Annotated in this window: 9 protein-coding genes; 5 read left to right on the top strand and 4 right to left on the bottom strand. The window is 68.9% G+C overall.

Annotation, left to right across the window (positions count from 1 at the left end; all coding sequences use genetic code 11):
* Window positions 1–43: 43 nt before the first annotated feature.
* Both ABID41_RS12550 and ABID41_RS12545 read left to right on the top strand, forming a co-directional pair.
* Window positions 44–1,405, top strand: a complete 1,362-nt coding sequence (locus ABID41_RS12550; RefSeq protein ID WP_354297799.1) for an alkaline phosphatase — start codon at window positions 44–46, stop codon at window positions 1,403–1,405.
* A gap of 211 nt (window positions 1,406–1,616) precedes the next feature.
* Entirely contained in the window at window positions 1,617–2,867 is a 1,251-nt protein-coding gene (locus ABID41_RS12545; protein ID WP_331927996.1) for a serine hydrolase domain-containing protein, read from the top strand.
* A 387-nt stretch (window positions 2,868–3,254) separates the two neighbouring features.
* On the opposite strand, the gene ABID41_RS12540 is transcribed toward ABID41_RS12545, so the two are convergent.
* Window positions 3,255–4,175: a LysR family transcriptional regulator gene (locus ABID41_RS12540; protein WP_331927994.1), complete on the bottom strand. Its 921-nt coding sequence runs from the start codon at window positions 4,173–4,175 to the stop codon at window positions 3,255–3,257.
* Window positions 4,176–4,274: 99 nt separating this feature from the next.
* On the opposite strand from ABID41_RS12540, the gene ABID41_RS12535 reads away from it, so the two are divergent.
* Window positions 4,275–5,438 (top strand): MFS transporter, encoded by a 1,164-nt coding sequence (locus ABID41_RS12535; RefSeq protein ID WP_331927992.1) that lies wholly within the window; start codon window positions 4,275–4,277, stop codon window positions 5,436–5,438.
* A gap of 12 nt (window positions 5,439–5,450) precedes the next feature.
* Here ABID41_RS12535 and rnd read toward each other — a convergent pair whose 3' ends face one another.
* On the bottom strand, window positions 5,451–6,635 hold the full coding sequence (gene rnd / locus ABID41_RS12530) for a ribonuclease D (RefSeq protein WP_331927990.1): 1,185 nt from the start codon (window positions 6,633–6,635) through the stop codon (window positions 5,451–5,453).
* A 93-nt stretch (window positions 6,636–6,728) separates the two neighbouring features.
* Between rnd and purM the strand changes: the two genes are divergently transcribed.
* Together purM and ABID41_RS12520 are read left to right on the top strand one after the other, a co-directional pair.
* Window positions 6,729–7,754 carry a phosphoribosylformylglycinamidine cyclo-ligase gene (gene purM / locus ABID41_RS12525; RefSeq protein WP_354297798.1) on the top strand — a complete coding sequence of 342 codons (1,026 nt, stop codon included), beginning with the start codon at window positions 6,729–6,731 and terminating at the stop codon, window positions 7,752–7,754.
* A gap of 76 nt (window positions 7,755–7,830) precedes the next feature.
* Window positions 7,831–10,389, top strand: coding sequence for a hypothetical protein (locus tag ABID41_RS12520; RefSeq protein WP_354297797.1), 2,559 nt, complete (start codon window positions 7,831–7,833; stop codon window positions 10,387–10,389).
* On the opposite strand, the gene ABID41_RS12515 is transcribed toward ABID41_RS12520, so the two are convergent.
* Both ABID41_RS12515 and ABID41_RS12510 read right to left on the bottom strand, forming a co-directional pair.
* On the bottom strand, window positions 10,376–11,155 hold the full coding sequence (locus ABID41_RS12515; protein WP_354297796.1) for an enoyl-CoA hydratase/isomerase family protein: 780 nt from the start codon (window positions 11,153–11,155) through the stop codon (window positions 10,376–10,378). The two genes, ABID41_RS12520 and ABID41_RS12515, sit on opposite strands and share 14 nt — an antisense overlap.
* Window positions 11,155–12,372 carry a CoA transferase gene (locus tag ABID41_RS12510; RefSeq protein ID WP_331930562.1) on the bottom strand — a complete coding sequence of 406 codons (1,218 nt, stop codon included), beginning with the start codon at window positions 12,370–12,372 and terminating at the stop codon, window positions 11,155–11,157. Before ABID41_RS12510 ends, ABID41_RS12515 begins: the two co-directional genes overlap by 1 nt.
* Window positions 12,373–12,380: the final 8 nt, after the last annotated feature.

Below are 12,380 nucleotides of genomic sequence, written 5' to 3'. Positions count from 1 at the left end.
GCAGAAGCGAACGGAACAGGCGTCGATGAGCGTGAGTAGTGTGATGAGTTATCGGCGCGTGTTGAAGGCCCTGATGCTGGCCGGGGCGGTCTGCGCCGCAGCGGCCCCCGCCCATGCGGCGGAGCGGGCCAAGAACGTGATCCTCTTCGTGGGCGACGGGATGGGCGTCTCCACCCTCACGGCCGCCCGCATCTACGAGGCGCAGCAGCGCGGCGCGGACGGCGCCTCGAACCTGCTCTCGTTCGAGCATTTTCCGGACCTGGCGCTGGTGCGCACCTATTCGGCCAACAGCCTGGTCACAGATTCCGCCAACGGCGCCTCGGCGCTGCTGACCGGTCATCGCACGATCAACGGCGCGCTGGGCGTCACCGACCAGATCCGCGCGGGCGACTGCGCCTCGGCCAAGGGCCAGGCCGTGCCGACCCTTGCGGAACTGGCCAAGAAGCAGGGCCGCTCGACGGGCGTGGTCTCCACCGCGGAGATCACCGACGCCACCCCGGCCTCGCTCTACGCCCACACGCCGTCGCGGCGCTGGCAATCCGACAGCGATCTGCCCCCCGCAGCCAAGGACGCCGGCTGCGTCGACATCGCCCGCCAAATGCTGGACATCCCGAAGGCGCAGCAGCTCGACGTCATGCTCGGCGGCGGCCGCGAGGCCTTCAAGCCCGAAGGGCGCCAAGACGCGCGCGACCTTGTCGCCGAGTGGCGCAAGGCGACCGGCGGCGCCTATGTCGAGACCGGGTCGGCCCTGGCGGCCCTTCCGGGCGACCAGCCGCGCGTGCTGGGCCTGTTCGCCAAGGGCAACATGCTTCGTGAGAGCCAGCGTCTGGCCGCCAAGGCCGACGCTCCGACCCTGACGGCCATGACCACCAAGGCCATCGAGCTGCTTTCCCACAATCCGAAGGGCTATTTCCTGGTCGTCGAAGGCGCGCTGATCGACAAGTCGCACCACGCCAACCTGGCCGGCGACGCGCTGAACGAGACCGTGGAGTTCTCCAAGGCCATCGCCGCGGCAGCCGCCCTGACCGATCCGAAGGACACCCTGATCATCGTCACCGCCGACCACAGCCACGGCCTGACCATCAGCGGCGGCGCGCGGGAAACCTCGGTCCTCGGCGTGCTGCCCGGCAATGACGAAGACCCGGCCGTGGCGCTCGACGGCAAGGCGATCCCGATCTTGATGTACGCCACGGGTCCGGGCGGCCCGGCCAAGGGCGAGCCCCGCGCAAATCCCGATCCGGCGAACATGAGACAGGTCGCCCAGGCCGCCGTTCCCCTGCCCAGCGCCGCCCATACCGGTGAGGATGTCGCCGCCTACGCCCGCGGCCCGAACGCTTCGGCGATCCGCGGCCTGATGGACCAGCCGGCCGTCAATCAGGTGATGCACGACGCGCTCGGCCTCTAGGCTCTCTCCCAGCCCCCTCGACCTGCCGCGAGGGGGCTACCGCCCATGGCTTGGATCGAGCTGGCTCCATCGTTCAGATCGTCATCCCCGCCCGCCCGAGCGTGCGTGGATTGGGCGCGGCAGATCTGCTGCAACGAGGGGCCATGGCCGTGGCCCATACCCCAAGCTAGAATGCGCTCAATAAAGAGCGAATCCCTAGGGGGGAACGACCATGTCCGTCACGCGAAAGCGTCTGCTTGCCCTATTGCTCGCCTCGGTCGCCTTGGGCGCGAGCCCGTCCTGGGCGGAAGTCTCGATCGCCCCGCCGGCGTCGGTCGGCGTCTCGTCCACGGGACTTGAAGCCCTCAACAAGACCTTCCACGGCCTAGTGGACGAGGGCCGTCTGGCCGGCGTCGCCACCCTTCTCGCGCGCCACGGCAAGGTCGTGCATTTCGACGCCTACGGCGTGCAGGACGTGAACACCAAGGCCCCGCTCCACCGCGACACCATCTTCCGCATCGCATCCATGACCAAGCCGGTGACCGGCGTCGCCATGATGATCCTCTACGAGGAAGGCAAGTGGAAGCTGGACGACCCTGTCGCCAAATACGTGCCGGAGTTCGCGAACCTCAAGGTCAAGGGACCGGATGGAACGCTGGTCGCGCAGGACCATCCCATGACCATGCGCGAGCTGATGAGCCATACGGCCGGGTTCGATGTCTCCGCCGGATACGCGCCAGACGTCACCAATCGCGACGAGCCGCTGCAGGCGATGATCGACAAGCTCGGCAAGCTACCGCTCGCCACCCAGCCGGGAACCGACTGGCGCTATGGCCCCAGCGTGAACATCCAGGGGCACATCATCGAGAAGCTGTCGGGCCAACCGCTCGACCAGTTCTTCGAGCAGCGCATCTTCAACCCGCTGAAGATGGCGGACACCGGCTTTTCCGTTCCGGCGGCCGAGCTGCCGCGCGTCACCTCGGTCCATACCTATGACGCCCAGAAGAAGCTCATCGCAACGCCAAGCGTCAACGATCCGTCGGTGAAGCCGGCCTTCCTGTCCGGATCGGGCGGACTGCTCTCGACGACCGAGGACTACTGGCGCTTCAGCCAGATGCTGCTGAACGGCGGAGAGTTGGACGGGACGCGGATACTGAAGCCCGAGACTATCAAGCTGATGCGCCAGAACGTCCTGAAGGACGGGGTGCTGGTGGACCTCTACGGCCCAAGCCAGCAGGGGATCGGCTTTGGCATGGATGTCGCCGTCGTCCTCGATCCGGCCAAGGCCACGACCCCGCAGGGCAAGGACAGCTTTTACTGGGGAGGCGCGTTCGGCACCTGGTTCTGGATCGACCCGACCAACGACCTAGTCTTCATCGGCATGATTCAGAACCTCAACGGCTCGGTTCCCGGCCGCGACACGCCGGAGGTTCGGTCCATCTCCTATCCGCTGGTCTACGACGCACTCACCGACGTGAAGTAGCCAACGGCAAGAAGGCGGCGCTGCGGTCACCCACGGCGTCGCCTCCATCCAGGTCATGGGACCTGATGCCGGAAGGTCGTTGACGGTTCGGGCGGCGAGATCGCTCTGGCCGGCCTGGTCGTCGCCGTGGTTCCGAGAGGCGCCGGCCTTGGGTCGCCCCTTGGCCTGACGTCTCCTGGAGCCTTCTGCCCGCTTCCGCTCCGGGGGCTCCCCGGCTCGCCGCGCTGCGTTTCCCTTCGACGGGTTCAGGCTCGCGCCGATCCGAACCGCTGGCAAGGATCAAGCACGACCGGAATATCCGCGTTCGGTGGATAATCGGTGCGCAACCGACTTGAAGAACATCGCTACGCCAACCGCCGCAAGCCGTTCAACTTATCCACAAGTTCCTCACACCGGCCAGGTCGGCAGGCGCAGGTTGGCGGCCAGGTAGTCGATCACCGCCCGCACCCGCGCCGGCAGACGCCCGCCCTGGCCGAGAAACACGGCGTGGACCTCGAGCTTGTCGCCGGGATGGAACTCTTCCAGCACCGGCACGAGCCGCCCGGCTTCCAGGTCCGCCGCGGCCGAGAACACGCTGAGCCGGGCGAGCCCGGCTCCTTCCACCGCCAGTCGACGCAGGCTTTCCCCGTCGCTCACCTGTACGCCGCCGACGCCCGGCAGATAGACGATCTCCCCGTCGGCATTGCGGAACGGCCAGTTGCGGACGCTGCGGGCGAAGGTGAAGTCCATCTGGTGATGGCCAGCCAGATCCTCCAACCTGGTCGGGGTTCCACGGCGCGCCAGGTAGTCGGGCGAAGCCACGACGATCGTGCGGCTTTCGCCCAGCTTGCGCGCCGTCAAGTTCGAGGATCGCAACGGCCCGACCCGGACGGCGATATCGGCGCGCTCCTCCAGCAGGTCCACTACCTGGTCGGTCAGGACGATGTCGAGGGTGACGTCCGGATGCTGGGCCAGGAACCCCGGAACCAGCGGCAGCAGCAGGTTGCGGCCCAGGTCCACGACGCTGTTCACCCTGACCCGCCCGCGCGGAGCCGCGCCCGCCAGCACTTCGCGCTCGGCCTCCTCGATGTCGGCCAGCACCTGGACGCTGCGGGCGTAGAAGCCCGCGCCCTCGGGGGTGAGCTGCAACTTGCGGGTCGAGCGGTTGAGCAACCTGGCGCCCAGGCGCGCCTCAAGCCTGGTCATGAGCTTGCTGACTGCGGACGGGGTCAGCCGCAGAGCCCGCGCCGCAGCCGACAGCCCGCCGGTCTCCACGACCCGAACGAAGACCTCCATCTCGGTCGAACGGTTGATCTCCGGCCTAGACATTGAGTTCAGCTCATAAGTGATGTGCCTTCATGCACTCTACTTCATAGGCTTGAACGGCTCCATCTAGCGCAGGCTCGCCCCACGCCCTTGGAGAAAGCCGTGCCTATCGCCCTCTATGCCCTCACCGCCGGAGCCTTCGGCATCGGCGTTACCGAATTCGTGATCATGGGCCTGCTGTTGCAGGTGTCGGGGGATCTCGGGGTCTCGATCCCCGCCGCGGGCCTGCTGATCACCGGATACGCGCTGGGCGTCTTCGCCGGCGCGCCCTTGCTCACCATCGCCACCCGCCGACTGCCGCGGAAAACGACGCTCATCGCCCTGATGGCGATCTTCACCATCGGCAACCTCGCCTGCGCCCTGGCGCCGAACTACGAGGTCCTGATGATCGCGCGGGTGATCACCGCACTGGCGCACGGCACCTTCTTCGGCGTGGGATCGGTGGTCGCAGCCGGGCTTGTCACGCCCGAGCGCCGGGCCTCGGCCATCGCCCTGATGTTCACCGGCCTGACCGCCGCGACCCTGGTGGGCGTTCCGTTCGGCGCCTGGCTGGGCGAATCCTTCGGCTGGCGCTCGACCTTCTGGGCGGTGGGCGGCATCGGCGTCTTCGCCGCCGCCGTGCTGGTGCTCTTCGTCCCCCGGGCCGAGCAGCCGGTCGAGGCCGGCTCGCTGGCCGAGGAGTTGTCGGTCCTGCGCCGGCCGCAGGTGCTGCTGGGCCTCCTGATGACCGTGCTGGGCTTTGGCGGGGTGTTCGCCGTCTTCACCTATATCCAGCCGATCCTGACCCAGATCACCGGCTTTCCGATCGCCGCGGTCTCGCCCATCCTGCTGGTGTTCGGCGGCGGCCTGGTCGCCGGCAACTTCCTGGGCGGCAAGGCGGCCGACCGCGCCCTGACCCCGGCCCTGTTCGGCACGCTCGGGGCGCTGACCATGGTCATGCTGGCCATGACCTTCATCCTGGATAACAAGCCCGCCGCGGTCGTCTTCACCGGCCTGCTCGGCGCCGCGGCCTTCGCCACGGTCGCGCCGCTGCAGCTTCGGCTGATGGAGGCGGCGGGCGGGGCCGGCCAGACCCTGGCCTCCAGCCTGAACATCGCCGCGTTCAACCTGGGCAACGCCCTGGGCGCCTGGCTCGGCGGGGCGGTGATAGACCATGGACCGGGGCTGGGCGCGGTGACCTGGATCGGGGCGCTGATGCCGGCGGCGGCGATCGTCACCGCGCTGCTGAGCCAGCGGCTGGCCACGCGAGAAGCAGCGGCCTGCTGAGTTGGAGGCGGCCTACTCGGCCGCTTCCGTCGCCTTCTTCGGGGCGCGCCGCACCTCGACCACCCGCACGCGGGCGCCGTCGAGCACCAGGGCCAGTTCACCGCGCTTCAGGCGCAGGGCGTCCTCGCCGAACGCCTCGCGGCGCCAACCGGTCAGGGCCTGGGTCTTGGCGTTGTCGTCGTTGGCGATCTGCTCGAGGTCGGACACGGTTGCGATCAGCTTGGACGCCACGCCGGCGTCCTCCGAGCGGGCCTTGAGCAGCACCTTCAGCAGTTCGACCACAGCGCCGGCCGCGGGCGAGTTCTGCGGCTTGTGCCGCTCGATCACCGGCGCGTAGGCTTCCGGATCCTTCAGCGCCTCGCGGACGGCGGCCAGCAGGTCCGGTCCGAACCGCGAGCCCGAGAAGCCCTTCGGCACCGAGCGCAGGCGATCCAGCGCCTCGGCGTCGGTGGGGGCCTGGGTCGCGATCTCGTCGATGGCGTCGTCCTTGAGGATCCGGCCGCGCGGCTGGTCGCGCTGCTGGGCGGTGCGCTCGCGCCAGTCCGCCACCGCCTTGAAGATCGCCAGGTACTTGGCCGTGTGCCGGCGCGGGCGCAGCCGCTTCCAGGCGTTTTCCGGGCTGGTGTCGTACATGGCCGGATCGATCAGGCCCTGCATTTCGTCGACCACCCAGGCCAGGCGGCCTTCCTTCTCCAGCCGCGCGCGCAGCATGGGATAGAGCTTGGCGAGGTGCGTCACATCGCCCACGGCGTAGATGAGCTGAGCGTCAGTCAGCGGGCGGCGCGCCCAGTCGGTGAAGCGCGAGGACTTGTCGATCTCCACCTTCAGCATCTGGCGGACCAGGGCGTCGTAGGCGATCTGCTCGCCGAACCCGGCGGCCATGCCGGCCACCTGGGTGTCGAACAGCGGCGTCGGCATCGCGTTCAGATTATTGAAGATTTCGACGTCCTGCCGGGCGGCGTGGAACACCTTCTCGATGCTCGGATCGCGCATCAGCTGCAGGAACGGCTCCAGGTCGATGCCGTCGGCCAGCGGGTCGATGACCGCTTCGGCGGTGGGGGTCGCAGCCTGGATGAGACAGAGCTTCGGCCAGTAGGTCGTTTCGCGCATGAACTCGGTGTCCACGGCGATAAAAGGCTGACCTTTGACCTTGTCGCAGAACCCTTGCAGTTCGGCGGTGGTTGTAATCGGCGTCATCAAGTAGCTATACGCTCGCGCAAAGCCGAGTCTGCAAGCGCCTGATGCGCGCAGCGGCTGATTTCTTACTCGTCCTGGTACTAAAGGCGTCACATGACCGAGCGGCCCAATGGCCTCACCTACGCCCAGGCCGGCGTCGACATCGACGCCGGAAACGCCCTGATAGAGCGTATCAAGCCGCTGGCCAAGGCGACGCGTCGCCCCGGCGCCGATGCGGCCCTTGGCGGCTTCGGCGCGCTGTTCGACCTGAAGGCCGCCGGCTACGAAGATCCGCTGCTGGTCACCACGACCGACGGCGTGGGCACCAAGCTGAAGATCGCCATCGAAACCGGCATGCACGACACGGTCGGCATCGACCTGGTCGCCATGTGCGTGAACGACCTGCTGGCCCAGGGCGCCGAGCCGCTGATGTTCCTGGACTACTTCGCCACCGGCAAGCTGGACGTCGATGCGGCCGCGCGGGTCGTGGCCGGCATCGCCGAGGGCTGCTCGCAGGCGGGCGCCGCGCTGGTGGGCGGCGAGACCGCCGAAATGCCGGGCATGTACTCCGAAGGCGACTACGACCTGGCCGGCTTCTGCGTCGGGGCCGTCGATCGCGGCGGCGTGCTGCCCAAGCTCGACGCCCAGCAGGCCGGCGACGTGCTGATCGCCATCGGCTCGTCCGGCCCGCACTCCAACGGCTATTCGCTGGTTCGCCGGATCGTGGAACGCTCGGGCCTGGCCTGGGACGCGCCGGCGCCGTTCGAAGAGGGCAAGACGCTGGCGCAGGCGCTGATGGCGCCCACGCGAATCTACATCAAGAGCGTGCTGCCCCAGATCAAGGCCGGCCGCATCAAGGGCGTCGCGCACATCACCGGCGGCGGCCTGATCGAGAATCCGCCGCGCGCCATCGCCGAGGGCCTGGTTCCCAGGTTCGACTGGGAGGCCTGGACCCTGCCGCCGGTCTTCCAGTGGCTGGCCGAGGTCGGCGGCGTGGCCGAGCACGAAATGCGCCGGACCTTCAACTGCGGCGTCGGCCTAGTGCTGATCGTCGATCCGCACGATCTGCCCGACGTGCTCGACGGCCTGCTGCACGCGGGCGAAGAAGCCTTCGTCTGCGGCGAACTCGCCAAGGCCTGACGCCACTCAAAGAACACCGGGTGGTTGAATCCCGGACCGGCCGGCATATCCTCCCAGGCGATCTGGGGGGATGCGCATGGCGAAGAAGCCCGAGGCGAAGCAGGATGAAGCCCGCCTGGACGTCATGGGTCCTGCCCTCGTTCCCGCCAGCAGCTCGGCCGTGGTCCTCGGCCAGGTCGAGGCGGGCGAGGTCTGGCGCTTCTCTGCGGACGGCCGCTGGCGCGACACGCTGATCCCCTGCGGTCCGAACGGCTACCGCAACTTCGCCTTCGACATCCTCGATATCCATCCGCGCGAGCCGGAGCACGACTGGTTCTGCCTGATCGGCCAGGTGGAGGGCGGCGAGACCTTCGCCATCGGCGCGGGCCGCGAGCATCAGTTCCAGACCTCCGGTCAGCTCGTCGCCTTCGCCAACGACCGGCAGGACGGGCAGAGCGGCGCCGCCGGCGCGGTGGAGGTGCGCGGCGCCCGGCTCGCGGCGCCGACCGATCCCGTAGATCCGGAGACCGACCCGCGGCGCTTCAAGGGTCTGTTCGGACTTTGGCGGCTCACCCAGCTCGCCGTGAAGCAAAGCCAGGGCGCGGGCATTGTCGCCGCGCTCGTGCTGCTGGTTGGGTTCGCACTGGCAGGCCTGACCCAGGGCCGCGACCTGGTCCGGACGGTCGCGGAGGACGGCTTCTCGGTCAGCGGCGACGCCATCTGGAAGCAGATCGCCTTCTGCCTGGGCCTGGTGCTGTTCGCGACCCAGGCCTGGATATGGCCGCGGATGATCATCAACAGCAATTGCGGACTCGATCGCACCAAGTGGGGCCCGGCGCGCGGTTATCTGGAGCTGATGCCGCGGCTGCTGGCCACCGTGCCGTTCCTGGCCGCGGCCGTCGGCCTGATGATCACCGACGATCCGGACGCCTGGTTCCTGCGGGCGCTGCTGGTCCTGGCCGCCGCGGTCTTCTTTCCGCTGGTCATCTGGCGCAACAGGATCGGGCCGGCGATCACCGGGAAAATGCCGAAAGCGCCGCGCGCGCCGAAGCTGGGCCGCCGCTGGGTGATCTTCTCGGCGGTGCTGGGCGCGATCGGGATGGCGGCGTTCATCGTCTGGCCGGTCTCGGTTCCACGCTTCCTGGGCGCGCCGACCGTGGTCTTCCTCGGGGTCGGGCTGCTGATCCCCTATCTGGTGATCGCCAACCAATTCGGGCGGATTTTCCAGATCCCGGTGGTGCCGGCCTTGCTGCTGCTGGCTTTCGTCGTCAGCCTGTTCCCGGCCTTGGATAATCACGCGGTGGGACGCCGGGCTCTCGCGGCCAAGCCCGCCGCGCAGGCCTTGCCCCGCCGCCTCAACCTGCAACAGGCCTACGCCCTCTGGCGTGACCAGGCGCCGCGTGACGCGCAGGGACGGCGCGTGATGGTGCTGGTGGCGGCCGAGGGCGGCGCCTCGCGCGCCGGCTTCTGGACCGGAGAGGTGCTCTCGACGCTCCACCAGCAGACCGGCGGCCGGCTCCGCAACGCAGTCTTCGCGATCAGCTCGGTTTCCGGCGGCAGCGTTGGGGCGGTGGGATATGCCGCCGCCCTGCAGGATGACCCAGCCATCGCGCCCGACGCCGTGGCCCCGGCGGTCGAGCAGCTCACCGGGGCGGACGCGCTCAGCCCGGTGATCGGCGGCCTCCTCTTCCCCGACCTGCTGCACCGCTTCCTGCCGCTGCCGATCCTGCCCGACCGCGCCGAGGGGCTGGAACGCTCATGGGAAGCGGCCTGGCGCAAGGGCCGCAAGGATCGGCCCCTGACCCTCGATGAGCCGTTCCTGGAGCTGCGGCCGGTGGCCGGCGAGCCCTGGCGTCCCATCCTGATGATCAACGGCGCCAGCGAGCAGACCGGCCGCCGCATCCTGACCAGCACGCTCGCCCCACCCCGCCGGATCGACGCCCACGACTTCCACAGACTGACCCGGCGGGACATTCCGATCTCCTCAGCGATCCACAACGGCGCGCGCTTTCCCTGGGTCAGTCCGGCGGGAACTCTGACCAGGGACGGTCAGCCGACGTCGCAGGCCCGGGGTCACGTCATCGACGGCGGCTATTTCGATACGGTCGGGATCGAGGCGCTGCGAGAACTGGCCGACGCGGTCACCCAGGGACCCGGCAAGACCGACCCGCTGCACATCGTCTTCGTGGTCGCCGCCTATAGCGGCCAGCCCCAGAAGGCGGCCGATCCGGCGGCGCCGGCCACGACAAGGAGCCCTTCTGCTCCACTCAACCTGGGTGCTTCGCAGATCAAGCCGGTCTGGTGGCTCAACGAGGCGCTCGCACCGGCCCGCGGTTTCTTCGCCAGCCGAGCGGGCCACGGCTATCACATGGCCCGGGAGCTGCGGACCCTGGTCGCGCAGCGCAGCCTGCAGGCGCCGCTGGACGCCGCCGGCGGAGGTTCCATCGCGCTCTATGCGCCGGTCATGCTGTGCGAGGACAAGAGCTTCCGAAACCCGATGAACTGGGCGCTCTCCAAGCGTTCGCAGGATCACATGCGCTGCGCCGCCGGTCGCGCGCCGCTGGACGAGAAGACCTGCCGCATCGACTGCCCGGAAACCCGCCGGCAGATCGCCGAGGTCGCCCAGATCATCAACTCGGCGACTACGCCCCCTTGAAGACCGCCGTCCGTTTCTGATTGAAGGCCGCCACGCCTTCGCGGCGATCGGCCGTCGTGAAGAGGCGATTGTATTCGGTGAGCTCGAGCTCCATGGCCGCCGCCAACGGCAGCTCGGCGCCGCCCCGGACCACCTTCTTCAGCGCCTTGACCGACAGCGGCGCCTTGCCGGCGATGACGTGGGCGCGCTCCAACACCTGCGGCATCAGCTCGTCGGCGGCGATGACCCGATTGACCAGGCCGAATTCGAGCGCCTGGGCGGCATCGATCGGCAGGCCCGACATCAGCAGTTCGGCCGCACGCCGCTCGCCCGCCGCCCGTACCACGTACTGGGTGCCGCCGAGTCCGGGGATGATGCCCAGCCCCACCTCCGGCAGTCCCAGCCTCGCCCCCGCCGCAGCCCAGGCGAAGTCGCAGGCCAGCGCCATCTCGCAGCCCCCGCCCATGGCCGCGCCGTTCACGGCGGCGATGATCGGGAACGGACAGGCGAGCTGGGCGCGGATCATCGCCTCGAACATGACGTGCTGCGTCGACCAGGCCTCGTCGGACATGCCGTCGCGTTCCTTCAGGTCCGCGCCGGCGCAGAAGAAGCGGCCAGCTCCGGTCAGAACCGCCACCCGGACGGCGGGGTCCTGGGCCAGGGCGCCCCACAGGGCCAGCAGTTCTTCGCCCATGGCGGTGTTCAGGGCGTTGGCCGCGTCAGGCCGGCTGAGGGTAATGACGCGGACGCCGGGCGAAGGCTCGCTGATCTCGATGGTCTTCATCATCACTCCTTGGCGCCGGCAACGATCCCTGCGTCGTGCAAGCGGGCGATCTCTGCGCCGGGCAGCCCGAGCACCTGCGAGAGCACCTCATCAGTGTGTTCCCCGAGCCGGGCCGCCCGCCGGGCAGGCCCACGTATCTCTTGCGGGATTGTCCCGGCGAACCCGGCCGCCGGATAGGTCGCGCCGCTGGGATGGGTGAGGTCGGCGAAGACCGGGTTGCCCTTGATCAGGCGCGGATCCTGGGCCGCCGCGCTCATCGGCTGATACGGCCCCCAGCATACCCCCTCGGCGTCGAAAGACGGCTTCAGCTCGTCCAGTGTCTTGCGGGCGAAGGCGGCCTCGAAGATCGGAAAGAGCCTGCCGCGATGGTTGAAGCGCAGGCCCTCGTCGGTCGCGAAGCTGACCCCCAGCTCCGCCTCCAGGGCCGCGACCTCGGCCTCGATCTCCAGCACCTGCAACAGGCCCTTCCACTGGCGAGGCGTGATCGCCACCAACATGATGCGCTGGCCGCCCTTCAGCATGAAGTCGCGGCCGAAGGCGCCGAAGAGGTCATTGCCCATCCGCGGCCGGTCCTGGCCCATCAAGCTTTCGGCCAGGTAGCCGAGATTGGCCATGGTCGAGCCGGCGATGTCGGAGAGGGGGATGCGGATCTCGCGCCCCTTCCCGTCCCGCTGGCGCGCATGCAGCGCCGAGACGATCGCAAAGGCGGCATAGGCGCCCGTGAGCAGGTCCCAGGCCGGCAGGACGTTGTTCACCGGCCGCGCCTCTTCAGAGAAGCCGTTCAGCATCGGCACGCCGACGGCGCTGTTGACGGTGTAGTCGACGGCCGGCCCGCCATCAGCCCAGCCCATGACCCGCGCGCAGATCAGGTCCGGTCGCAAGGCGCTGAGCCTTTCGTAGGAAAGGAAGCCCTCGACCGGGAAGTTGGTCACGAAGACCCCGCCCTCCTCGCCCGGCGCCGCCGCCAAGCGAGCCGCCAGCTCGCGGCCTTCCGGGCGGGACAGGTCGATGGCGATCGATTTCTTGGCCTTGTTGAGCCCTTCCCAATAGAGGCTGGCGCCGCTCTCGCTCAGCGGCCAGCGGCGGAAGTCCGGCCCGCCGCCGATGTTGTCGAACCGGATCACCTCGGCGCCCAGTTGCGCAAGATAGAGCCCGCAGGTCGGCCCCGCGACAAAGGCTGAGCCCTCGACCACGCGCAGGCCTTTGAGAAGGTCGTACATCCTACGCC

The organism is Phenylobacterium koreense, from assembly GCF_040545335.1.
GTDB classification, from domain to species: Bacteria; Pseudomonadota; Alphaproteobacteria; order Caulobacterales; family Caulobacteraceae; genus Phenylobacterium; species Phenylobacterium koreense.
This window is presented reverse-complemented; position numbering and strand designations above follow the sequence as displayed.